18 protein-coding genes and 1 pseudogene are annotated in these 23848 nt (G+C 70.5%); 6 read left to right on the top strand and 13 right to left on the bottom strand.

The features are described from left to right. Positions 1 to 13: 13 nt before the first annotated feature. The 3 genes from OHT76_RS33275 to OHT76_RS33265 form a co-directional block, all read right to left on the bottom strand. On the bottom strand, positions 14 to 337 hold the full coding sequence (locus OHT76_RS33275; protein ID WP_328874548.1) for a hypothetical protein: 324 nt from the start codon (positions 335 to 337) through the stop codon (positions 14 to 16). Between the two features lie 25 nt (positions 338 to 362). Then, positions 363 to 1865 carry a hypothetical protein gene (locus OHT76_RS33270; RefSeq protein ID WP_328874547.1) on the bottom strand — a complete coding sequence of 501 codons (1503 nt, stop codon included), beginning with the start codon at positions 1863 to 1865 and terminating at the stop codon, positions 363 to 365. Between the two features lie 92 nt (positions 1866 to 1957). Continuing rightward, complete coding sequence (locus OHT76_RS33265; RefSeq protein WP_328874546.1) at positions 1958 to 2506, bottom strand: DUF1697 domain-containing protein; 549 nt, start codon at positions 2504 to 2506, stop codon at positions 1958 to 1960. A 340-nt stretch (positions 2507 to 2846) separates the two neighbouring features. Between OHT76_RS33265 and OHT76_RS33260 the strand changes: the two genes are divergently transcribed. Continuing rightward, a complete protein-coding gene (locus OHT76_RS33260) occupies positions 2847 to 5111 on the top strand; it encodes an MMPL family transporter (protein WP_328874545.1) in 2265 nt (754 codons plus the stop codon). Between the two features lie 93 nt (positions 5112 to 5204). Here OHT76_RS33260 and mgt read toward each other — a convergent pair. The 4 genes and pseudogenes from mgt to OHT76_RS33240 all read right to left on the bottom strand — a co-directional run bounded on the left by mgt (position 5205) and on the right by OHT76_RS33240 (position 9492). Beyond that, a pseudogene (gene mgt, locus OHT76_RS33255) lies at positions 5205 to 6483 on the bottom strand (macrolide-inactivating glycosyltransferase). Further along, positions 6480 to 7751 carry an ABC transporter substrate-binding protein gene (locus OHT76_RS33250; RefSeq protein WP_328874544.1) on the bottom strand — a complete coding sequence of 424 codons (1272 nt, stop codon included), beginning with the start codon at positions 7749 to 7751 and terminating at the stop codon, positions 6480 to 6482. Before OHT76_RS33250 ends, mgt begins: the two are co-directional and overlap by 4 nt. Then, entirely contained in the window at positions 7751 to 8584 is an 834-nt protein-coding gene (locus OHT76_RS33245; protein ID WP_328874543.1) for a carbohydrate ABC transporter permease, read from the bottom strand. Before OHT76_RS33245 ends, OHT76_RS33250 begins: the two co-directional genes overlap by 1 nt. Continuing rightward, positions 8581 to 9492, bottom strand: a complete 912-nt coding sequence (locus tag OHT76_RS33240; protein ID WP_328874542.1) for a carbohydrate ABC transporter permease — start codon at positions 9490 to 9492, stop codon at positions 8581 to 8583. The genes OHT76_RS33245 and OHT76_RS33240 overlap by 4 nt, the downstream gene beginning before the upstream one ends. A gap of 162 nt (positions 9493 to 9654) precedes the next feature. On the opposite strand from OHT76_RS33240, the gene OHT76_RS33235 reads away from it, so the two are divergent. After that, positions 9655 to 10518, top strand: a complete 864-nt coding sequence (locus OHT76_RS33235; RefSeq protein WP_328874541.1) for a phosphotransferase enzyme family protein — start codon at positions 9655 to 9657, stop codon at positions 10516 to 10518. Positions 10519 to 10530: 12 nt separating this feature from the next. On the opposite strand, the gene OHT76_RS33230 is transcribed toward OHT76_RS33235, so the two are convergent. Continuing rightward, the gene (locus tag OHT76_RS33230) at positions 10531 to 11430 is read right to left on the bottom strand and encodes a LysR family transcriptional regulator (RefSeq protein ID WP_328874540.1); all 900 of its coding nucleotides are present in this window, start codon (positions 11428 to 11430) and stop codon (positions 10531 to 10533) included. A gap of 80 nt (positions 11431 to 11510) precedes the next feature. Between OHT76_RS33230 and OHT76_RS33225 the strand changes: the two genes are divergently transcribed. Together OHT76_RS33225 and OHT76_RS33220 are read left to right on the top strand one after the other, a co-directional pair. After that, a complete protein-coding gene (locus OHT76_RS33225) occupies positions 11511 to 12476 on the top strand; it encodes a DMT family transporter (protein WP_328874539.1) in 966 nt (321 codons plus the stop codon). Further along, positions 12446 to 12940 carry a YbaK/EbsC family protein gene (locus OHT76_RS33220; protein ID WP_328874538.1) on the top strand — a complete coding sequence of 165 codons (495 nt, stop codon included), beginning with the start codon at positions 12446 to 12448 and terminating at the stop codon, positions 12938 to 12940. Before OHT76_RS33225 ends, OHT76_RS33220 begins: the two co-directional genes overlap by 31 nt. Positions 12941 to 12952: 12 nt before the next feature. On the opposite strand, the gene OHT76_RS33215 is transcribed toward OHT76_RS33220, so the two are convergent. The 4 genes from OHT76_RS33215 to OHT76_RS33200 all read right to left on the bottom strand — a co-directional run bounded on the left by OHT76_RS33215 (position 12953) and on the right by OHT76_RS33200 (position 17367). Beyond that, the gene (locus tag OHT76_RS33215) at positions 12953 to 13675 is read right to left on the bottom strand and encodes a 3'-5' exonuclease (protein ID WP_328874537.1); all 723 of its coding nucleotides are present in this window, start codon (positions 13673 to 13675) and stop codon (positions 12953 to 12955) included. A 133-nt stretch (positions 13676 to 13808) separates the two neighbouring features. Next, on the bottom strand, positions 13809 to 15047 hold the full coding sequence (locus OHT76_RS33210) for an SAV2148 family HEPN domain-containing protein (protein WP_328874536.1): 1239 nt from the start codon (positions 15045 to 15047) through the stop codon (positions 13809 to 13811). Positions 15048 to 15149: 102 nt separating this feature from the next. After that, positions 15150 to 16484 carry a copper amine oxidase gene (locus tag OHT76_RS33205; protein ID WP_328874535.1) on the bottom strand — a complete coding sequence of 445 codons (1335 nt, stop codon included), beginning with the start codon at positions 16482 to 16484 and terminating at the stop codon, positions 15150 to 15152. A gap of 49 nt (positions 16485 to 16533) precedes the next feature. Beyond that, positions 16534 to 17367, bottom strand: coding sequence for a Tat pathway signal sequence domain protein (locus tag OHT76_RS33200; protein ID WP_328874534.1), 834 nt, complete (start codon positions 17365 to 17367; stop codon positions 16534 to 16536). Positions 17368 to 17548: 181 nt separating this feature from the next. On the opposite strand from OHT76_RS33200, the gene glgX reads away from it, so the two are divergent. Continuing rightward, positions 17549 to 19669: a glycogen debranching protein GlgX gene (glgX, locus tag OHT76_RS33195; protein ID WP_328874533.1), complete on the top strand. Its 2121-nt coding sequence runs from the start codon at positions 17549 to 17551 to the stop codon at positions 19667 to 19669. Here the strand turns inward: glgX and OHT76_RS33190 are convergent. After that, positions 19666 to 21081 (bottom strand): MFS transporter, encoded by a 1416-nt coding sequence (locus tag OHT76_RS33190; protein WP_328874532.1) that lies wholly within the window; start codon positions 21079 to 21081, stop codon positions 19666 to 19668. The genes glgX and OHT76_RS33190 overlap by 4 nt on opposite strands. Before the next feature lie 158 nt (positions 21082 to 21239). On the opposite strand from OHT76_RS33190, the gene treY reads away from it, so the two are divergent. Then, positions 21240 to 23585 (top strand): malto-oligosyltrehalose synthase, encoded by a 2346-nt coding sequence (gene treY / locus OHT76_RS33185; RefSeq protein ID WP_328874531.1) that lies wholly within the window; start codon positions 21240 to 21242, stop codon positions 23583 to 23585. The last annotated feature ends 263 nt before the right edge of the window (positions 23586 to 23848 follow it).

Here is a 23848-nt window from a genome sequence, read left to right as displayed (position 1 = left end):
AGGCCCGCGGCGGTCAGAAACCCAGCATGCGCCCGATCTCCTGGGCCAGGGCGAGTCCGCCGCTGCCCGCCGCCACCCCGGCGCCGATGGTCTCCAGGGCGGCCCGGATCCGGCCCTGGTCGGCGGGGCGCCCCTGCTGTCCGGCGTCGGCCAGTTCACCCTGGACGACCTGGGCCTGCGGGACGAGCGCGGGGCTCTCCGCCCGCAGCCGCTCCACGAGCTGGTCGGCCAGTCGCAGCAGGACCGCGGGGTCGGTGCCGTTGTTGATCTCGATACGGCCGTTGTCGCCCAGGATGGCCGGGCCGTTGACGTTGTTGATGTGGTAGTTGCTGCTCATGTATCGGCTCCTGTTCCGTCCCGCGTCAGGGCTTGGGCGCTGGTTTCCCACCGCCGCCCTGGGCGCCCTGCGGCCCACCGCCCTGGGGGCCGCTGTTCTGCTGGATCGTGCCGCCCGCGCCGAAGATGCTGGGCCCGTTGACGGTGTTGACGTGGTAGTTCTGCGTGATGATCTTCTGCGCGTTGTCGAAGGAGCTCGTGTCGACGTTGTGGTCCTTCAGAAAGCGCTCGGTCGCGGTCAGCACACCCTGCTGAAGGCGGACGAGATAGTCGAGCGCGTCCATGCGCTCCGCATAGCCCGCCTGGTCCCAGTCGCCGTACTGCTCACGCAGGCTGGTGGCGGCGCCGTAGTCGACGATGACGTGCTGGTTCTTGATCTTGCGGCGTAGTTTGCGCAGGGCCCGGTCGTTGTCGTGCCGCCATCGGGAGCGCTCCAGCATGCGGCCCGGGGCGCCGCTCAGTTCGGACCAGGTGTGGCCGGTGGCGTACTTGACGAGGCTCCACCAGCGGTCGAAGCGGGCCAGCGGGAGGGTGTCGACCGCGTGGAAGCGGGCTTCGAGCGGCGGGATCGCGTAGGCGGCGACCTCCCAGCTGAGGCTTGGCCGGGCGAGTATCGCCCGCAGGTACATGGAGACGATGAGCCGCCCGCCCTCACCGACCCGCTCCAGGCACAGATGGGTCCGCATGCCCGCGCCGGGCCGCTGCAGTCCGGCCTGGACGAGCTGCTTGGGGACGTGCGGGTTCGGGCGCCCGGCGCGGTCGGGGACCAGCTCCGGGAGCAGATAGGCGTTGCTGCCGAGGACGTAGAGCCGGTTCCTGGTGCGCAGTCCGTCGAGCCCGGAGATGCCCTCCATGTGGCGGGCGACGTAGGTGTGGAGGTCGATGGCGTCGAAGTCGGTGATCGGGAGCTTGGTGCCGCCCGGGCCCTCGGCCGGCTCACTGACGTCCATGGGCCCCCAGATGACTTCCCTTTCCTGGAGCCTCTTGCCGCTGCCGACGAACGGATTGACGAGCGCCGTCTCGTCGGCGTACGGCAGGACGTTGGAGCGCTTCAGTTCGTGCAGCCGCGTCTCCGCCGCCTGCTCGATGGGCGGGACGAGCGTCTCCGGCCGGTCGGCGCCGCGGAACACCTGCTGTGCCGCGTCCCTGGCCCGGGCCTGGGTGTGATGGACGAGGGCCCAGGTGACGACGAGGACGCCCAGGGGGCCGTAGACCGCGAGGAGGACGAGGGAGGCGCCTCCGGCGAGCAGGGACCACAGGGCGACCAGCAGCGAGGCGAGGAACAGGGCGCCGAGCACGGCGAGTTGGCGGTCGAGGGCGGCTCTGCGCCGGACGGCCACGCGCGCGTGCCGGGCGACCGCCACGAAGTTGATACCGAGGGTGAGCCCGATCGCGGTGAGCCGGTCGCCGGTGAGGTCGCGGTCGATGTCCCGGGCGAGATCGTCATGGAGATGGACCGTGGCGCAGATCCGGCGTGTCACACCGTCCTTGCGGTACTGCGGCAACGAAGGTAGGACTCTTCCCGCCACGGTGACCCGCCCCCCTGTCGCCGAAGTCTCGCGCATTTCACTTTAGGGACAACCGGGGCCGATTGTCCGGGAGTTCGCGAGGAGGAGCTGGACTAACTGCCGGTCATCTCCTTGAGCTTGACCACCGTGTTCCAGTTCCGGCTGGTGGCGATCAGGCCCTTGTTCAGGCGTGGCTTGGAGAGCTGCTCGGCGAGCTTGGAGCGGCCGAGGCCGTTCGGGGCGTACAGGTACAGACAGCGGTCGCCGAGCCGGAACTCCTCCGGCAGGAAGGCGGCCCGGTCGATCTCGGCGAAGCGCTCGGCGTCGACCGGCTCGGAGAAGTACGTGACGTGCAGCTGCTTGGCCTCCAGCTCCGCCGCCGGGAACGGACAGGCCTCGACGGTCGCCGCCAGATAGGCGTGGTCGCGGACGATGACGTCGACCGCGAACCCGAAGCGCTTCTCGATCGCCCCGGCGATCTCCGCGGCCCATGACTCCTCGCCCCCGCGGTCGGCGGAGAACACGGCCTGGCCGCTCTGGAGGTAGGTGCGCACGTCGTCGAGGCCGAGCCCGGTCATCAGGACGCGCAACTCCGCCATCGGGACCTTCTTGGCGCCGCCCACGTTGATCCCCCGCAGCAGCGCCGCATACATCGTCGTCATCCGCACACCATAAGACGGCCGTCGTGCCCCGTGGGGGTGGGCACGACGGCCGGGTCCGCGGATGCGGACTGCGCTGAACTCTGGCCGATCGGAAGGGTGTCGATCAACAGCTACACGCGCCTGTGACTTATTCAACAAGGTTTTGTAATGACAAAGAGGCCGCAAGTAGATGTAAGGGGCCGCCTCCTCCCCAGTGGGGAGAAGCCGGGGTCCAGGGGGATGATTCACGCCGCCTTCAGCTCATCGATCAGCACGACGAGATGCCTTTATCCAGCCCATACCTTCGAAACGAAAGGTGACGGCAGGGGGCTGTCACCGCGCACAAGGGGGCAAGCCCGTCATGGGGAACGGAGACATACGGGTGCGGGGTCTGGCCGCCCGGGCAGGCGGCTGGAGTGCCCGGCACCGATGGGCTGCCGTCGGAATCTGGGTGCTGTTCGTCGTCCTGGCGATGGGGCTCGGGTCGGCGGCGGGCCGCGTGGACGTGGACGAGAGCCAGTCGCTGAAGGGCGAGACGAAGACCGCCGCGCAGATCATCGACGACGCCGGCATCGAAGAGCCGGCCGGTGAGACCGTCCTGGTCCAGGCGAAGGACGATGGCCTCAAGGCCACCGACACCGAGTTCCGCGCCGCGGTCACCGCGGTGATGGACGCGGTCGAGGAGACCGGCAAGGTCACCGACATCACCTCGCCGTACGACACGGACACCGTCTCGGAGGACGGCCGCAGCGCGCTGGTGCAGTTCGACATGCGCGGTGAGGCGGAGACGGCGGCCGAGCGGGTCGAGCCGGTGCTCGACGCCGTGGCGGAGGTCCAGAAGGACCATCCGGCGCTGACGATCGAGCAGATCGGCGCCGCCAGCATGATGAAGACGTTCGACGACGCGTTCGGGGACGACTTCAAGAAGGCCGAGTACTCGGCCGTGCCCGTGGCCCTCGGCATTCTGCTCATCGCCTTCGGCGCGCTCGTCGCGGCGCTGCTGCCGGTGCTCCTGGCGATCACCGCGATCATGGCGACGATGGGCCTGATGAGCATCGTCAGCCATGTGATGCCGATGGGCGAGGTCGCCAACTCGGTGATGCTGCTGGTCGGTCTGGCCGTCGGCGTCGACTACTGCCTGTTCTATCTGCGCCGTGAGCGTGAGGAGCGGGCCGCAGGGCGCGACGCGCAGACGGCGCTGCGGATCGCTGCCGCCACCAGTGGCCGGGCGATCGTCGTCTCCGGTGTCACGGTGTGTGTGGCGATGGCGGGCATGCTGTTCACCGGGATCGCCGACTTCGAGGCGATGGGCCTGGCCTCGCTGATCGTCGTGGCGGTCGCCATGGTCGGTTCGGTGACCGTGCTTCCCGCGGTGCTGTCGCTGCTGGGGCACCGGGTGGAGAAGGGCCGTATCCCCTTCCTGCACCCGGAGAGCAAGCTGCGCCGCAAGCGCGCTCAGGCCAACCGGGACAGCCGCCTGTGGACGGCCGTGCTGGGCGCCGTACTGAAGCGGCCGATGGTCTCGGTGCTCGTCGCGACCGGTGTGCTGCTCGCGGTCGCCGCGCCCGCGGTCGGCATGAAGACCCAGAACCTCACGCTGGACCAGGAGTTCGGCGACTCGCTGCCCATCGTGCAGACCTACAACCGCGTCAACGACGCCTTCCCCGGCGGCTCCGAGCCGGCCGAGGTGGTCGTCAAGGCGGACGACATCAACTCCGCCGAAGTGCAGGGCGCCCTCGCCGACTTCAAGAAGGAGGCCGTGGACTCGGGTGCCTCGCGCGGCCCGGTCGAGATCAAGCTGCACGACGCGCAGAACCTCGCCTTCGTCTACGTCCCGCTGGTCGGCGGCTCCGACCTCGACAAGGCGGGCGAGAACCTGGAGAAGCTGCGCGACGAGGTCCGTCCGGCCACCCTCGGCAAGGTCGACGGCCTCGAGGCGCCGATCACCGGACAGGTCGCGGGCAGCCATGACTTCAACGACCAGCTGGCCGGAGCGGTCGTCCCGGTCTTCGCGTTCGTCGTGGTCTTCGCCTTCCTGCTGATGCTGCTGTCCTTCCGCTCGCTGACGATCGCGATCACCTCGATCGCGCTCAACCTGCTCTCGGTGGCCGCTGCGTACGGCATCCTGGTCGCGATCTTCCAGCACGGCTGGGGCGCGTCCCTGGTGGGCGCGGAGGGCGTCGGCGCCATCATCAGCTGGCTGCCGCTGTTCCTCTTCGTGATCCTGTTCGGCCTGTCGATGGACTACCACGTGTTCGTGGTCTCCCGGATCCGCGAGGCGCGGCTGAAGGGCCGTACGACGAACGAGGCGATCAAGCACGGGGTGGTCACCACCGCGGGTGTCGTCACCAGCGCCGCGGTCATCATGGTCGCCGTGTTCGCGATCTTCGGCACGCTGTCCATGCAGTCGATGAAGCAGATGGGCGTCGGCCTCGCGGCCGCGGTGCTCATCGACGCGACGATCATCCGGGGTGTGCTGCTCCCGGCGGTCATGGCGCTGCTGGGCGAGCGCAACTGGTATCTGCCGAAGTGGCTGAACCGACTGCCGGACCTCACGCACGACGAGGCTCCGGAGGCGGTCACCCGGCAGGCGCGGGACGACGAGGGGGAGCGGGTTCCCGTCTGACCCCGGTCTGTTTCTGACCGCATGACACGAGGGCCCGTCGGTTCACGGGGGAACCGACGGGCCCTCAACTCTTTCCAGAAAGCGGAAGTCCCTTTACTGGAGCGGGATTTCGGCCTCGATGAGGTCGGCCGCCCGCCGCGTGCCGCCCTCCTCGGCCATTTCCGCCTGGATCTCCTTCAGGCGCCGGGCGACCTCCGGGTCGTCGACGAGAGCGAGCGCGGCCTCGCGCAGGGCCTCGGCGGTGGCCTCCTCGGTGGGCAGATGCCGGGCGACACCGAGCCCCTGGAGCACATCCGCGTTGCCGAACTGGTCCACGGCCTGCGGTACGGCGATCATCGGGGTGGCGGTGGCCATCCCCTCCTGGCTGCCGCCCGCGCCGGCGTGGGTGACGAACAGGTCGGCCTCCTTCAGAACGGCCAACTGCGGTACCCAGGAGCGCACTTCGACATTGGCCGGTACGTCCCCCAGCTCGGCCGGGTCCACCTGCTTGCCGATCTGGAGCACCAGATGCCAGCCCGGCAGCTCGCCGAAGGCCTTGACGCACTCCCGGTAGAAGGCGGGCTGCTTGGTGAAGGACGAGCCGAGCGAGACGAGCACGACCTTCTCGGCGCCGACGGGCCGCTGCCAGTCGCCCTCGGCGCTGCGGTCGCCCTGGCAGGCGCCGACGAAGGAGTACACGCTCTCGTCCACCCGGTCGGCGTTCGGCTGCAACACCTTCGGAATCAGCACCAGGGAGCGGTCGGGGCGGCCCGCGAACAAATCCGGATGCTGCGTGATCCCGTTCTCCGCCAACCAGGCCTGGAAGTGGGCGTAGTAGGCCTTCCCCCGCTCGGTCTTCTTCGGCTCCGCCCACATCGGCTCGGCGACCTCCTCCTCATAGCCCTCCCAGGCGACGAGGTTCGGCGAGAGCGAGATACAGGGCACGCCCCAGCGGTGGGCGAGGACACGGGCCGGGTAGGCGGTGATGTCGTGCAGGACGAGGTCCGGTTCGTCGCCGTCGTAGGCCTCGATGAGCTGGGGCAGCGCCTGGATGGCGTCGGCGAGGAACGGCTCGACATTGTCCAGCAGGGTGCTGCCCCAGGCCTCCGGGTCGGCGCCGGGTCCGGGCAGGGTGGAGTTCCACAGCTTCGGCTCGGCGCCGGTCTCGGCGACCTTGTCGGCGAACACGGGCGGGATCGCGTAGGTGACCCGGTGCCCGCGCGCGACGAGTTCACGGATCACTTCGAGGCTCGGGTTCACGTGGCCATGGGCGGCGATGGAGAACATGGCGATATGCGCGGGTGAGGTCATACGATCGAGACTATGCGAGACGAGACGTCTCGTGCAACTCAAATCTATGTACGGCCCACGGGGCTCCCGAGTAACCCGTCACCGCTGGTAGCGGGCGAGGACCAGGTTCCCGTCCTCCTCAAGGCGCTCGCGCAGCTCGTCGAGTCCGATCGCCCCGCTGTAGTACTCCTGGAGGGCGGGGGTGGCGACCTTGTCCTTCCACTCCGGGTAGCCGCGTACGGACTGGGCGGGCGCGGAGCGCAGATGGGCGGCGAGGGCCGTGCCGGTCGCCCAGTCGTGCTCGGCGGTGTGCAGGGCCGGCTCCTTGAGGGCCTCGGTGCCGGTGGGCAGCATCCAGTCACCGAGGGCGAGCCGGACCATGTTCTCGGGCCGCAGCAGGAAGTCGATGAACTCGGCCGCCTGCTTCTTGTGCGGGCTGTCCTCGGCGATGGAGAGCGTCTGCGGGCTGACGCCCTGGGTGAGCCCGTCCGCGCCCGCAGGTGCGGGCAGCACCTGCCAGTCGAAGCCCTCCGGGGCCTGCTGCACGATCTGCTGGCGGTAGGAGAAGCCGAGCGGGACCATCGCGTACCGGCCGCCGAAGAAGCCGGGCAGGGTGTCCGAGCCGCCGCTGCCGAGGGTCGAACCGGACGCGCTGGCATCGGTGTTGACCTGGTCGTGAATCGTCTTCGGGACCACCTCGTCGGGACCCTCGAAGCGGATCTCGACCTTGCCGTCGGCATCCCGGTGGAAGAGCTGTCCGCCGGCCGACAGGGAGAGGTTGAGCGTGGCGGACACGGGTTCCTTCAGCGGCCAGGCCACGCCGTACCTGCCGTCACCACTCAACTCCTCGGTGATCTGCCGGAACTCCCCCCAGCTCCAGGGCTGTTCGGGCGTGGGGATGCGTACGCCGGACTCCTTCAGCCAGGTGGCGTTGGCGATGAGCACGCGCGGCTCCTGGAGGAACGGCACGCCGTAGATGCCGTCGCCGAAGGTCGTCGTCTGCCAACTGCGCTGCGGGATGTCCGACTTGAGGCGCTCGGGCAGCAGGTCGGTCAGGTCGGCGAGATGGCCGCCGTAGGCGAAGTCGGCGAGATCGTCGGAGGCGTCGTGGACGATGTCCGGTGCCTCGCCGCCCTCGAAGGAGGTGAGCAACTGGTCGTGAACGCTGTCCCAACTGCCCTGGACATACTCGACCTTGACCTCGGGATGGCCGGCGTTCCACTCCTCGACGAGTTCCTTGTTGGCCGCGACGGACTCCTCCTGCCAGGCGAGGGACTGGAAGCGGAGGGTGATCCGGCCGTCGTCGGTGTCACCGCCGCCGGTGCAGCCCGCGAGGAGCAGTAGGAGTACGACGATCCAGCGTGCGCGCATCAGTTCTTCACCGCCCCGGCGAGCATGCCGCCCGTGATGCGGCGTTGGACGATCGCGAAGACGACCAGTGAGGGCAGGGTGGCGAGGAAGGCGGCCGCGGCCAGCGGGCCGAGGTCGGCGACGCCCTCCGCGCCGATGAAGTGGGTGAGGATCACCGGCAGGGTCTGTTTCTCCGGGGTCTTCAGCAGGACCAGCGCGAAGAAGAACTCGTTCCAGGCGGTGACGAAGGCGAACAGGCCTGTCGCCACGATGCCCGGCGCGAGCAGGGGCGCGGTCACCGAGACCAGCGTGCGCAGCCGCCCGGCCCCGTCGACGGCCGCCGCCTCCTCCAGTTCGGTCGGCACGGCCCGGACGTATCCGACGAGCATCCACAGCGCGAACGGCAGCGCCCACACCACGTACACCAGGATCAGGCCGAGGAGCGAGTCGATCAGCCGCAGGTTCTTCAGCACCAGGAACAGCGGGATGATCACCAGGACCAGCGGGAAGGCCTGGCTGACCACGACCCAGCCGGTCGCGGCGCGCGCGAGGCGGGTGCGGTGCCGGGCCATGACGTAGGCCATGGGGGTCGCGATGGCTACGGCGATCAGCGCGGCCGAGAGGGCGGCGATCAGGGAGTTCGACGCGGCTTCCAGGAGCGGCTGTTCGTCGAAGGCCTGGCGGAAGTTGTCCAGGGTGGGGTTCTCGGGGATCCAGGTGGGGTGCAGGCTGCCGAGCTCGCGGGGCGGTTTGAAGGCGGTGGAGATCAGCCAGAGGAAGGGGAAGGCGAGGAAGACGAGATAGGTGAGCAGGGCGGCGTACTGGCCGATGCGGGCGGTGGTGCGGGTCCTCATGACTCGTCCCCTCCCCTGAGCCGGCCGACGAGGAAAAGGGCGAGCAGGACCGAGATCAGGGCGACCATCACGCATCCCATCGCCGCGGCGTAGCCGAACTGCCCGTAGCGGAAGGCCTCTTCGTAGGCGAAGAGCATCGGCAGCCGGGTGCGGCCGCCGGGACCGCCGCTGGTCAGGACGTAGACCAGGGCGAAGGAGTTGAAGTTCCAGATCAGGTTGAGCGCCGTGATCGCGAGGGCGACGGGTCTGAGCGCGGGCCAGGTGACGGTCCAGAAGCGGCGCCAGGCTCCGGCGCCGTCCATGGCCGCGGCCTCGTGGAGTTCGCGCGGTGTGTTCTGGAGGCCGGCGAGCAGGGCGACGGTCGTGGTCGGCATCCCCGCCCAGACGCCGACCACGATGACGGCGGGCAGGGCGGTGGCGAGCCCGGCGAGCCAGTCACGGCCGTCGCCGAACCCCAGATCCCGGAGCGTCTCATTGAGGATGCCGGCGTCCGGGTTGTAGACCAGCCGCCACATCACCCCGACCACGACCTCCGGCATGGCCCACGGGACGATCGCGAGGGCGCGGGCCGCCCAGCGCAGCTTGAGGTCCTGGTTGAGCAGCAGGGCGAGCCCGAGCGCGAGCAGGAACTGCGGCACGGTGACTCCGACGGCCCAGACCAGGCCGATGCGGAACGACTCCCAGAACAGGGTGTCCTGCAACAGATCCCGGAAGTTGAGACCGCCGATCCACTGGGTGGGCTCGGTGCGCCCCGACTGCGAGTCGGTGAACGCCAGCAGGATCCCGTACAGCAGCGGACCGACGCTGAGCAGCAGGATCGGGATCAGCGCGGGCAGCACCAGGAACCAGGCCCCGCGGTCGAGCGGCACCGGCTGCTTCGACCGCCTCGTCGCGGTCACCAGGGTCACGTGATCGACTCCTCGCCGGGCTCGTGACGATCTCGGACTGGGCCTGGTCATGGTCGTGACAGGCGGGTACGCCGTCAAGAGCCCGCGCACACGTTCCGACCTGTGCGAATGCGAGACTGGCCGACGGATGACCACGCACTGAGGGCGACATGGAGGCGGACGATGGACGAGATGCGGGCCCGGGAGGTACTGGCCGCGGCGGGGGTGCTGCCCGGTCCGGCACGGGACGCGGCTCTCCTCGCCCTGGGCGAGAACGCCGTGTTCGCCTCCGGTGACCTGGTCGTCAAGGTGGGCCGCGACGCGGAGTTGCTGGACCGCGCCCGGCGCGAACTGGACATCGCGGTATGGCTGGCGAAGGCGGGCGTCCCGGCGGTCCGAGCGGCCGAGCCCGAGCCGCTCCTGGTCGAGGGACACCCGGTGACGGTGTGGCACCGCCTGCCCGATCCGGTACGCCCCGCGGAACCACGAGATTTGGCCGAACTCCTACGGGTCGTACACGCCCTGCCCGCACCGCCCTTCTCCTTGCCCCCGCGCGACCTGCTGGGCGGAGTGGAACGCTGGCTGCGGCTCGCGGGGGACGCGATCGATCCGGCGGACGCGGCGTATCTGCGGGAGCGGCGGGACGGTTTCGCGGAGTCGGCGCGACTTTTGACGCCGCGGTTGCCGGTGGGGCCGATTCATGGGGACGCGCTGCCTCGGAATGTGCACGTCGGTCCCGACGGGCCTGTGCTGGTCGATCTGGAGACCTTCTCCTCCGACTTCCGCGAGCACGACTTGGTCGTCATGGCCCTGTCCCGCGACCGATACGGGTTGCCTGCGGCGGCTTACGACTCGTTCGTCTCGGTGTACGGGTGGGATGTACGGGAGTGGCAGGGGTGCTCGGTGCTGCGCGGGGCTCGGGAGACGGCCAGCTGTGCGTGGGTGGCCCAACACGCACCGACCAACCCGAAGGCACTGGGGGAGTTCCGGCGCCGAGTGTCTTCGTTGCGGGACGGGGACGAGACAGTGCGCTGGTATCCGTTCTGAGCGCCCTGGGCTCTACGGCGCTTGAATTGACCTTGCTGCCTTGCGCAGTTCTGCCAGTACCGTGCGGACCGCCATTCTCGCCGTCCGCTCCGGGCGGTACAGGGCATCGATGGTGCGTCTTGCCTGGACTCCGCTGAGGGGTCTCAGGGTCAGGGCGGGGTGGGGGCGCATGGTCCAGCGGGGCATCAGGGCGATGCCTCCTCCGGCGGCTACCGCCTCGGCCACCACCGCGAACTCGTTGATGCGGTGGGCGAGATGGAGGCGGCGGCCCGCTGCTGCAGCGATGGCGTCGATCGTGGCCATCACCGGGAAGCCGTCGTGGACCGTGATCCACGGTTCGTCGGCCACGTCGCGTGGGGTGACCCGGCGCTTCGCTGCCAGGGGGTGGTCCTTGGGCATGGCCACATCCAGCGGCTCACGCAGCAGCGTGGCCACCGTGACCGTGTCCGGCCAGGGCGGGGCGTGGTCCAGGCGGTGGGCGAGGACGATGTCGTACTCCCTGGTCAGGCGGGGGAAGTCCTCCTGCGGTACATCCTCGTCGGCGAGCCTCGGCACCGGCTTGCCCGGTCCGGCGAGGGCGCGCAGCAGGAGCGGGAAGAAGGAGCCGCCCGCGCTGTGGAACGCCGCCACCGACACCTCCCCGTCCGGCCGCCCCACGAACTCCTCGACACTGCCCCGGGCCCGCGCCAGCGCCGTCTCCACCTCCACGGCCGCGCCCGCCAGCGCCTGCCCGGCGTCGGTCAGCACCAGCCGTCTGCCCTGCCGCTCGGTGAGCGGTACCGGGATCGCCCGCTGGAGCAGCCTGAGCTGCTGGGAGATCGCCGACGGCGTCACCAGCAGGGCCTCCGCGACCGCCGTGACACTGCCCAGTTCGCCGAGCTCTCGCAGGATCCGCAGCTGCCGTTCGTCCATCCTCTCAGTGTAGGAGCGCTAAAAGATCGTTTAAGAAACTGATACTGGGCTTCAGGGATGTTCCGGTGCACCGTAGGCATGTGTCCGACGTCCGCCGTACCGATGCGGTACTTCTCCTTGTCGCGATCGTCTGGGGATCCAGCTATCTCTCCGCCCAGACGGCCACCGCCGCCCTGCCCGTCCTGCTGGTGCTGTTCGCCCGCTACTTCCTCTCCGCGTTCGCCTGTCTCGGTCTCGTCCTCTCCCGACGGGGCTCCCGCCGCTGGACCCGGGACGAGCTGCGCGCCGGGGTGCCGCTGGGCCTGACGCAGGCGGCGGTGCTCGTCGTGGAGACATACGGCGTCGCCCACACCACCGCCGCCAACGCCGGGCTCATCATCAGCCTGACCATCGTGCTCACCCCCCTCCTCGACCGCGCGGGGCGCTCCGGCGGACTGCCGCCCGCCTTCTGCGCCGCCACCGGCGTATGCGTCCTCGCCGTGGCCCTGCTGATGTCCGGCAACGGCTTCCACGCGCCCCGCCTCGGCGACCTGCTGATGCTGGGCGCGGCGCTGATACGGGCCGGACATGTCGTCCTGGTCGGACGGCTCACCGTCGGCCGGGCGATCCGTCCACTGCAGCTGACGACGGTGCAGACCCTCGTCGGTACGGCCCTGTTCCTGCCCGCCCTCGCGGGCTCCGGGCTGCCGACCCTGGCCCGCGCCGACTCGGCGACCTGGACGCAGCTGGTGTATCTGGCCCTGTTCTGCAGCGTGTTCGCCTTCCTGGCGCAGACCTGGGCCGTGCAGCGGACGTCCGCGAGCCGGGCGAGCCTGTTGCTGGGCACCGAGCCGCTGTGGGCGGTGGCGGTGGGTATCGCGCTCGGCGGCGAGCATCTGACCGCACTGACCGGCCTCGGCGCCGCGTTGATGCTCACCGGCACCTACTGGGGCCAGACCGTGGAACGCGCCCACCGTGCGGCGCTCCCGCTCCCGCTCCCGCCGCCGCTGCCCTCCCGCACCGAAAAGGACCTCGCATGCCCGACCACGACACCTACGAGCACCTGATCGCTCTGCTCGACACCTCCTCCGTCCCCTACCAACTCCTCGACCACGAACCCGAGGGCGCCACCGAAGCCGTCTGCGTACTGCGCGGTCACCCCGCCTCCCAGGCCGCGAAGTGCATCGTGCTCCGGGTCAAGGTCGACCGCCGCACCACGCGGCATGTCCTCGCGGTCGTCCCCGGCGACCGCCGGGTGGACCTGGACGCGGTCCGGGAGCTGTACGCGGCGCGCTATGTCGGCTTCAGCGACGCTCAGACCGCAGAGCGCCTGGCCCGCTCGGTCCCCGGCACGGTCCTGCCCTTCAGCTTCGACCCCGAGCTCGAAGTCGTCGCCGATCCCGAGGTGGTGGCGCAGCCGAAGCTCTACTTCAACGCGGCACGACTGGACCGGTCGCTGCTGATGTCGGGTGCCGATTACGCTCGGGTGGCGAACCCACGCGTGGAACGCATCGCCGGTCCTCCCGCATAGAGCCCCGGGACTTCAGACCGTCTCGTCCGCCGGCTCCCGCAGCGGCCAGACGCCGTCCACGACCGCCTCCGGATCGCCCTTGCGGCGCAGGAAGTTCTGGAAGTCCGCCGCCCATTCGGCGTACCACGCGATCTGGCGGAGGTGCAGTTCCGCCGGGCCGAGGGAGGCGATCTTGGGGTGGCGGTCGGCTATCGCGCAGGCGAGCCGGGCCGCGGCGAGGGCATCGGCCGAGGCGTCGTGGGCGGAGTCGAGCGGGACGCCGTACTCCGCGCAGACCGCCTCCAGATTGCGCTTGCCGCGGCGGTAGCGGTCGACCCAGCGGTCGATGGTGTACGGGTCGACGACGGGGGCGGGTTCCACACCGCCCAGTCGGTCGCGCAGCGACGGCAGGCCGTACCGCCGCAGTTCGGCGGAGAGCAGGCTCAGGTCGAATGCGGCGTTGTAGGCGACGACCGGGACGCCCGTCTTCCAGTAGCCCGCCAGGACGTCCGCGATGGCGTCCGCCACCTGGTCGGCGGGGCGGCCCTCGGTGGCCGCGCGTTCATTGCTGATCCCGTGCACCGCCACCGCGTCCGCCGGGATCTCCACGCCGGGGTCCGCCAGCCACTCCCGGCGTCCCAGCGGCTGTCCGCCCCTGACCTCTATCACGGCCCCTGTGACGATGCGCGCCTCGCACGGATCCGTCCCGGTCGTCTCCAGGTCGAATCCGATCAGCAGCTCACGGTGCCAGCCCATGGGCGGTCCCCCTTCTTGGTGGTGCTTTCCCCCAGTGGTCTCCACCTTCCCATGAGCCACTGACAATCAGAGGAGCGCATTCCGCTTAGCCGGTCGGGCACTTCGGACAGACGGCCCGAATCGCCCACGCACCTCAGGACACCGGCCGCGAATCCGCCCAGGCCACCTCGAACTCCTCGCGGTATGTCGGAAAGAGCCCGTTGTCATCCACATCGCCCGACTTGACCACCCGGTTCCCGCCGCGCAGCACCAGCACCGGTGCCTCCATGCCTCGCGTCCGGCGCAGATAGGACTGCAGGACCGCGATGCCGTCCGAGCCGTCGCCGTCGACCAGGTACGCAGTGAAGCGCGGCGTCTCGTCGTAGACCTGGATCTCGAAGGCGCCGGGGTCGCGCAGCCGGGAGCGGACCCGGCGCATGTGCAGGATGTTCATCTCGACCGAACGGCTCAACTCGCCGCGCTTGATGCCCAGTTCCCGCTCCCGCCGCTTCACCGCGCTGGAGGCCGGGTTCAGGAAGAGCAGCCGCACCCGGCAGCCCCCTTCGGCGAGACGCACCAGACGGCGCCCGGAGAAGTTCTGCACCAACAGATTGAGGCCGATGCCGATCGCATCGAGGCGGCGGGCCCCGCCGAAGATGTCCTCGGCCGGGAACTGCCGCAGCAGCCGCACCCGGTCGGGGTGCACGGCCACGACATCGCCGTACCGGTCGCCGACCAGATCCTCGACCGCGTCAACGGGCAGTCGGCGCGCGGACGGTACGTCCCCGCCCGCGCCGAGGATCTCCAGCAGTCGCGCCGAGGCCCGCTCGGCCTGACCGAGCACCGCCTCGGACAGCGCCCGGTTGCGGGAGACGACGTTCCGGGTCACTTCCAGCTCGTCCAGGGCGAGTTCGACGTCCCGGCGCTCGTCGACGTAGGGCTCGAAGCACGGCCAGTGCTGCACCATCAGCTCGCGCAGCTGCGGCAGCGTCAGGAAGCTGAGGACGTTGTCGTCGGCCGGGTCGAGCAAGTAGCCCTTGCGGCGGCTGACTTCGCGTACGGCGACCGCGCGCTGCACCCACTCCTGCCCGGCGGGTCCGGCCGCGGCCACCACCCACTCGTCGCCGTGGACGGGTTCGTAGATGGGACGCAGAACAGCGGCCACGACCGCGCGCAGCCGCTGTTCGACGAGGTTCAGCCAGATGTAGGCCCGGCCGGCCCGCTGAGCGCGGGTCCGTACCTCGCGCCAGGCGTCGGCGTCCCAGTCCAGCTCCGGTCCGATGGCGCCGGCGTCCATGGGGCGCGCCAAGGACACCGTGCCGGGCGGGACGTCTGTGGAGTTCCCCTCGTGACCCTCGTCACCAGGGGGCAGCTCCAGCCCTCCCGAGCCCACCCGCGCACCGCCTTCCGCTCCCCCGAGCACTCCCCGTGTCAACGATCAAGGAAGGGTACTCCGGGACCGGTCGGCGGTGCAGCCGGATGGACAGGTCGTTTCTCAACTCCCCTGTCGAGGCATCCCGTTCGTGCCGGCGAGCTCGGCCGGAGTGAGCGGATTCATAGCGGTGACGTCACGCGGGACGATCGAAAGACCCTGCCAGTGGACCGGCATCGGCTGCTGGTCCTCGTCCCGGGCGATGTGGTGGAAGCCCACATTCACCCAGACCACCGGGTTCTTCAGGGTTTCCCCGTCGACCCACTTGTCGATCGACTTGGACTGCTGCCCGGTACCGCAGTTGAGCGGATTGCCACTGGCGTACTGCTCGCACTTCTTGTACTGCGTGAAGTACATGTCGTGCTTGGTGAATCCGCGGCCGGAGTACTTGGCGTTGGGGCCGGGCACGAGCTCGTAGGAGCGCGGGTGGCCGTCCTTGTTCTTGCCGGTCGCGCTGACCACGCGCCACCAGCGCATGTTCTTGGCGTCGCCCGCGAGTTCCTTGGTGACCTTGGTGCGGGTGGTCTTGTTGGTGGGCGCGCGGTCACCCGGGGCCTGCGGGCTGACCTTCGAGTCGTACTGCTCGATACGGCCCTTGGAGGAGCCGTCCAGACCGAAGTTGAGCCGCCAGAACACATTGTGGCTGTGGCTGAGCACCTTGGCGCTGGGGCCCTTGCCTATCGGCCAGCCCCGGCCGTCGGCCGCGTCGTAGTCCTGCGGGGCGAGGCTGCCGGTGGCACCGACGTTCATGTGGATGGTGCCGTCGTCCTGGAAGCGCCACTCGGTGATGTACTCGTACCAGCTGACCTTGTTGACGGCGTAGACGAGCAGGTCCTTGCCCTGCTTCTGGTACAGCTTCTCGGCACCGGTCAGCGGCTGGTTGAGCATGCGGTACGCGTGCCCACGCGCGCGTGTCGTGGTGCACAGGCCCTTGACGTTACGGGTGTCGGTGGACTCGGGCGCCCGGACCTTGACGGTCCTGATGGTGCCGCCCGGGCACTCCCCCGCCGCCAGGTTCTCCAGACCGTCGCCGAAGTAGTACGTCGTCAGGTCCTCGTACTCCTCCGAGCCGTCGTCGTAGGGCACGTGAATCTGGGCGAGCTTGGAGCTGTTGAGCACCTTGATCGGCTTGGCCTCGCCGGGCGGCTGGTAGGTGATGTCCTCCAGGATCATCCCGGCCATGGCCTCGTGGCGCCAGCACATGCGCCAGGTCGTGCCGTTGGAGAGCTTCTGCTCGATACGGAAGGCCGCGCTGCAGTCGGGGGCGGCGGCCGGGGCCGCCTTGGGCTGTGCGGCGGCCGGTCCGGCGCCCGCGGCCGCGCCCGCCGTCAGTCCGGCCACGGCGAAGGCGGCCAGGGCCGTCCGCGTGCGGGCACGGCTCACTCTGTTGACGCGCATGAAGACATGACTCCCTTGCATAAGGAGTGAAGTGGGAAAAGTGAACTGATCAGCGGTCGAGCTCGGCGACCTTGCGGGCGCTCAGGTCGATCACCAGATGCCGCATGTCGATCCACGGCCCGTTGAGGGCCTTCGGGAACAGCCGCGCGCACCGGTGTTCGCCGCACTTGTCGAGTACGGCGGGCTGGGCGCCCGGAGCTCCCCGGAAGACCATGGAGTCGAGCTCCAGCTGGTCCGGGGAGGTGAGCTCCTTGCCGGTGGCGTCCTTGTAGTCGGCCTTCAGACCCGCGCTGAGCGGGCTGGCCAGAAGGATCTTCGCGGCCTCGGTGTTCTCGGTGCGGCTGAGCGGCGGCTGGACGCCGCGCTGGGTGCCGGTCTGCTCGACCTTGCCGGTGTCGAGGTTCACGGTCTTGGTGACGAGCGTGTCGTCCTTGTAGTCGTAGAACATCACGTCGGCGCGCCGGGGCGCGGACGGGTCGTCGAGCTCGTCGGCCTCCGGCTCGGCCAGGTCGATGACGAGGCGCTGCGGGCCGCGGTCCCCGTCGACGTCCTCGCTGGACCGCAACAGCTGCTGGTTGAGGGCGATCTGCTCGACCTTGGCCAGCTCGTCGTCGGTGAGCGGGTCGCGCCCGGTGCCCTCCTCGCCCTCGGCCGGGGCCTGCTGGACGACTCCGGGCTCCACGGCCTGGTCCTGGCCCTGGCCCGGCGTCTGTCCCTGCGCCTGTCCGTCGGCGGCCTGCTGGGCCCCCGTGTTCTTGCCACCCGTTTCGTCGGCCCCCGCCGTGCCCGGCAGGGTGATCGCGACCATCGCCGCGGTCCCTGCCAACGCTATGGCCGCACCGGCCACCACCTTGCCCAGATGGCGGTGCACTGCTTTGCGCACGTCTTTCCCCCTACTCCCCCTGGGTCCCCGGGAGTATTCGATTGCCCCACTGGTTCGGCATACCGGGTATGCCTGGTCGATCGGTAAGAGGGACGTAAGTCGTAGGTGGTTCCATCACTTTCGGGGAGACTCGAAGCCAAGGCGCCCCCGATGGCGCGGTCCACCTGAAAGAGTCGTGTCCATGCAGGTCTGGCCTGGAGAGGCGTATCCACTCGGTGCCACCTACGACGGCGCCGGCACGAATTTCGCGGTCTTCACGGAGTCCGCGAACCGAGTAGAGCTGTGTCTGCTGCACGACGACGGCTCGGAGACGGCGGTGGAACTGCGGGAGAGCGACGCGTTCGTGCGGCACGCGTACGTGCCGGGCGTCATGCCGGGACAGCGGTACGGATTCCGGGTGCACGGGCCGTACGCCCCCGAGCGCGGGCTGCGCTGCAACTCCGCCAAGCTGCTCCTCGATCCATACGCGAAGGCGGTCAGCGGCTCGATCCGCTGGGGCGAGGAGGTGTACGGCTACCACTTCGACACGCCCGACAAGCGCAACGACCTGGACTCGGCGCCGCACACCATGTCGTCGGTCGTGGTGAACCCGTACTTCGACTGGGGCGACGACCGGCGCCCGCGCACCGAGTACCACCACACGGTGATCTACGAGGCCCATGTCAAGGGCCTCAGCATGCGGCACCCGGGACTGCCCGAGGAGCTGCGCGGCACCTACGCGGCGCTCGCGCACCCGGCGCTCATCGAGCACCTGACCGAACTGGGCGTGACGGCGCTGGAGCTGATGCCCGTACACCAGTTCGTGAACGACCACCGTCTGGTGGACATGGGCCTGAACAACTACTGGGGCTACAACACGATCGGCTTCTTCGCCCCGCACAACGCCTACGCGTCCTGGGGCGACCGCGGCCAGCAGGTCCTGGAGTTCAAGTCGGCGGTGAAGGCGCTGCACGAGGCCGGTATCGAGGTGATCCTGGACGTGGTCTACAACCACACAGCCGAGGGCAATCACCTGGGTCCGACGCTGTCCTTCCGGGGCCTGGACAATCTCTCCTACTACCGGCTCACCGACGACCGCCGCTATTACATGGACACCACGGGCACCGGGAACTCCCTGCTCATGCGGTCCCCGCACGTCCTTCAGCTGATCATGGACTCGCTGCGGTACTGGGTCACCGAGATGCACGTCGACGGCTTCCGCTTCGATCTCGCCGCCACGCTCGCCCGGCAGTTCCACGAGGTGGACCGGCTGTCGTCCTTCTTCGACCTGGTGCAGCAGGACCCGGTGGTCTCCCAGGTCAAGCTGATCGCCGAGCCCTGGGACGTCGGCGAGGGCGGCTACCAGGTGGGCAACTTCCCGCCGCTGTGGACCGAGTGGAACGGCAAGTACCGCGACACCGTACGGGACATGTGGCGCGGCGAGCCGCGCACGCTCGCGGAGTTCGCCTCCCGGCTGACCGGCTCCTCCGACCTGTACCAGGACGACGGGCGGCGCCCGCTGGCCTCCATCAACTTCGTCACCTGCCACGACGGCTTCACCCTGCACGACCTGGTCTCGTACAACCACAAGCACAACCAGGCCAACGGCGAGGACAACCGCGACGGCGAGAGCCACAACCGGTCCTGGAACTGCGGCGCGGAGGGCGAGACGGACGATACGGCGGTGCTGGAGCTGCGGGCCCGCCAGATCCGTAACTTCATCGCGACGCTGATGCTCTCCCAGGGCGTGCCGATGATCAGCCACGGTGACGAGTTCGCGCGCACCCAGAAGGGCAACAACAACGCCTACTGCCAGGACAGCGAGCTGGCCTGGCTGAAGTGGCCGGACCCCGAGGCGGAGGACGGCAGCGAGCTCCTGGACTTCACGCGCGCGATGGTGTGGCTGCGCCGGGACCATCCGGTCTTGCGCCGGCGCCGCTTCTTCCACGGGCGGCCGGTGGAGGGCACGCACGACGAGCTGTCGGACATCGCCTGGTTCACCCCGCAGGGCAAGGAGATGACCCAGCGGGACTGGAACTCGGCACAGGCGTCCGCGCTGACGGTGTTCCTCAACGGCAACGCGATCTCCGAGCCCGGCCCGCGCGGGGAGCGCATCAGCGACGACTCGTTCCTGCTGATGTTCAACGCCGCACCGAAGACCCTCGACTTCGTCGTGCCGGTCAACCACGGCCGGCAGTGGCAGGTGGTCGTGGACACCGCGCGCGTGGACGGCGTTCCGCCGGGCACGGGTCCCAAGGTGCAGGCCGGGGACCGGCTGACCCTGGTGGACCGCAGCCTGGTGGTGCTCCAGCGGCCCGTCTAGGGGCGAGTGTTCACGGGCACGCGCGCGTGGCTCTTCGAGGCGTACGACCCCGCGGGCGCCGTCAGCGCCAGGGCGCAGGCGAGGGCGGCGGCCAGGCTCGCCGCCCCGAAGGCCGCCGTGGGGCCGTATGTCTCGGCGAGGCGGCCGGTGACGGCGACCGCCAGGGCCTGGCCGCCGACCAGGGCGCTGGTCGCGACGGCCATCGCCTCGGCCAGCCGCCCCGGCGGCACCACCCGCTCGGTGAGCCCGAACACGGTGATCAGATGCGGGGCGTAGGCGACACCGAGGACGGTGACCGCCGCGTACAGCCCGACCAGGCTGCCCGTCCACAAGAGGGGCAGCGAGAGCACGAACGCGGCCCCGGTGGCCGCCCGCCAACGCGCCGTGAGCCCCACGCGCGCGGGCACCGCAGCCATGGCGAGCCCCGCGACGGCGCTCATGACTCCCATGGCGGCATACACCAGCCCGGCCTGCTCCGGCCGCCCCAGCCGCTCCGTGAGCGCGGTGATCCCGGCCTGACAGGCGCCGAACATGGCCCCTTGGAGAGCGAGGGCGGCCCGCAGGGAGTGGACGGCGCGGGGCATGCGCCCGGGTGCCTCGGTGCGGGGTGCTCGCCCCTGGACCTTTGCGCGGGCCGTGCGTCCGTGGGCCATTGCGCTTGCCATGCGGCCGTCGGCCTGTGCGCGGGCTGTGCGGCCGTCGGCCTGTGCGCGTGCCATGCGGCCGTCGGCCTGTGCGCGTGCCATGCGTCCCTGGGCCTTGGCGCGGGCCAGGAGCCCCCGGAGCCCTCCGCGGGCCGCGCGGCCCTGGATCCTTGCACGGCCCTCGCGTGCCGAGACCACTGCGCGGCCCTCGGCCGCCGGTCGGGTGGCCATGGCGGTCGGGTGGAGGGCGAAGGCGGTGCCGCACAGGGACACCAGGAGGGCGGCGGTGAGTAGGGCGTGGGCGGGGTGGGAGACCACCGCGGCCAGGCCGACCAGGGCGGGGCCCAGTACGAACGAGATCTCGTCCAGGGTGCTCTCGAGGGAGAGCGCGGCGCCGATCACCGGCTCGGGCGCCTTGTCCCGGCGGGCCAGGGCGATCAGCCGGGCCCGGGCCAGGGGGCCGATCAGCGGCACGCTCGCGCCCGCGCAGGCTCCGAGGAGCGCGAGCCAGGGCGTGCCGAGTCCGGCGAGCGCCCCGGCCACGAGCGCGGTGATCGCGAGGGCGTTGGCGAGGGAGCAGGCGAGCACGACGGTGCGCTGCCCGTGCCGGTCCGCGAGCCGGCCCACCAGCGGGCCGCAGACCACCTGCCCGATCGCCAGCGCACCGCCGGTCAGACCGGCGGCGGCGAGGGAGCCGCTCGTGCGGGCGACCAGCAGCACACTGCCGAACTGGATGGTGGCCGTGGGCAGCCGCCCGAGGAACGACACCCCGGCAGCAGCGGCCCGGTCAGGCCGATCACCTCACGGTACGTGTCCAGTGTGCCGCCGCGCCCCTGAGATCCCATCGCTCGAAGCTAGCCACGCGTGCGGGGGCACGTGGAGAGGACGATGACACGAAGGGCGGCAGGGCGGGTACGTACGTTTCCATGACACCTGAGCGACCTGACCCGGTGGCGCCCACGGCCACGTACCGGCTGCAGCTGCAGCCCGAGTTCCCGTTCGCTGCCGCGGCCGAGGCGGTGCCGTATCTGGCCTCGCTCGGCGTCTCGCATCTGCATCTGTCCCCCGTGCTGGAGGCAGTGCCCGGCTCGACGCACGGCTACGACGTCGTCGACCACGCGCGCGTACGGGAGGAACTGGGCGGCGAGGAAGGGCTGCGCGCGCTGGCACGCACCGCGCGGGAGCACGGCCTCGGCCTGATCGTGGACATCGTGCCCAACCACATGGCCATGGCGCCCCGCCACAACCGGGCCCTGTGGGAGGTGCTGCGCGAGGGCCCCAAGTCGCCGTACGCGCGCTGGTTCGACATCGACTGGGAGGCCCAGGGCGGTCAGCTGCTGCTGCCGGTGCTCGGCGGTCCGCTCGGCCAGGAGCTCGGCCGTCTGGAACTCGACGGCGGCGTACTGCGCTACTACGACCAGACGTTCCCCCTGCGCGAGGGCACCGAGGACCTGCCACTGCCCCAACTTCTGGACGCCCAGTGGTACCGCCTCGCGTGGTGGCGGCTGGCCCGCACCGAGCTGAACTACCGCCGGTTCTTCAGCATCTCGGAGCTCATCGGGGTGCGGGTCGAGGACCCGGAGGTCTTCGAGGCCACCCACGACAAGATCCTGGCGCTGCTGAACGAGGGCGTCATCGACGGGCTGCGCGTCGACCATCCCGACGGACTCGCCGACCCCGACGCGTATCTGCAGCGACTGCACGAGGCGACCGGGGGCCGCTGGACGGTCGTCGAGAAGATCCTCTCGGACGGGGAGCAGCTGCCCGCCGCCTGGCCCGTCGCCGGCACCACCGGCTACGACGCGCTGCGGCACATCGACGGCCTCTTCACGGACCCGGCGGGTCATGGGGAACTCCTCGGCCAGTACCGGCGGTTCGCGGCCCCGCAGACGGACCGGGGAGGCCAGTGGGAGGCGACGGTGCGGCGGGCCGCGTACAAGGTCATCACGCACGAGCTGGCCGCGGAGACCGAGCGGCTGACCCGGGTGGCCGACCGGGTGTGCGCCACCTCGCCGGAGCCCGCGCTGCGCGACCGCGCACCCTGGGCGCTGCGCACCGCCCTCCAGGAGCTGCTGGTCCGTCTGGAGGTCTACCGGCCCTACACCTCCGGTGACCCGGCCGCCGTCGTCACCGAGGAGGCGGCGGCCGAGGCCCGGCACGCCTTCGTAGTCCCGGAAGAAGCCGGCGTGGTCGACGTCGTACGCGATCTGGTGCTCGGGCGTGCCGGGGACGGTCCCGACCAGACCGAGTTCCGTACCCGCTTCGCGCAGACGGCCTCGGCGCTGCGGGCCAAGTCCGTGGAGGACACGGCGTTCTACCGCTATGTGCCGCTGCTGTCGGCGACCGAGGTGGGCGGGAACCCGGGCAGTCCCGCGATGTCCCCGGAGGACTTCCACGCCTATTGCGCGCGCGTGCAGCGCGACTGGCCGGCGACGGGGACGGTCGTGTCGACGCACGACACCAAGCGCAGCGCCGATGTACGGGCCGCTCTGGCGGTGCTCACCGAGTGCCCGGAGCGCTGGGCGGACGTCCTGGCCGAGGTGACCCGCACCGGCGAGGGCGTGCCGGACGCGCAACTGGCGTGGGCCGCCTGGCAGACGGTGTTCGGGCTCGGTCCCTCGGACCCGGGGCGGGTGCAGGGGGCGCTGCTGAAGCATGTGCGCGAGGCCGGGCTGTACACGAGCTGGACGGAGCAGGAACCGCCGTACGAGGAGGCGGTGGCGGCCTTCGTCGAGGCGGGGCCCTGCGGCCCTCCGGGCGCCCACGTGGCCGCCCTGCGCAGCCGTCTTGAGCCGCATATCCGGGCGAACATGCTGGGCGCCGCCCTGGTGCAGCTGACGATGCCGGGCGTGCCGGACGTGTATCAGGGCACGGAGGGCGAGTACCGGGCCTTGGTGGACCCGGACAACCGGCGGCCCGTGCACTTCCCGCCCCTGGCCGCCGACGAGAAGAACGCACTGACCACGGCGGCGCTCCGGCTGCGCGCACGCCGGCCGGCCGTCTTCGGGGACGCGGCTACGTATACGCCGCTGACCGCTCAGGGTCCGGCGGCGGCGCACTGTGTGGCGTTCACGCGCTCCCAGGAGGTGGTCACCGCGGTGACCCGGCTGTCGCTGCGGCTGATGGAGGCGGGCGGCTGGCGGGAGACGCGGTTGGAGCTGCCGCCGGGGCGGTGGGCCGACGTCCTGGCACCGGAACGGGAGTTCACGGGGCACGCACGCGTGGAGGAGCTCTTCGAGGGGCTCCCGGTGGTGCTGTTGGAGCGGGTCTGAGGGGCGCGTCCGCCCGCGTCGTGCGCCGTGGGGCGGGCCCTGCGACCGGCTCGTGCGCGCGCATGCTCCCGGGGCTCGCCCCCGGCGACCGGCGCATGGTGACGAGTGCCTCCGCTCTCGTCCGCGCCGGGGCTCCCGGGCCCCGTCCCCCTCCCATGACTCCCGCTGGCACCAACCGCCCTACCTGCTGGCGGTAAATGCCCCTGGGCGCCCCCTGGAGCCTCCCCCTGTGTGTCCTTGACAGTGCAATGCGACCGTGGGGT

Origin of the sequence: Streptomyces sp. NBC_00287 (assembly GCF_036173105.1) — a bacterium.
GTDB lineage: Bacteria > Actinomycetota > Actinomycetes > Streptomycetales > Streptomycetaceae > Streptomyces.
This window is presented reverse-complemented; position numbering and strand designations above follow the sequence as displayed.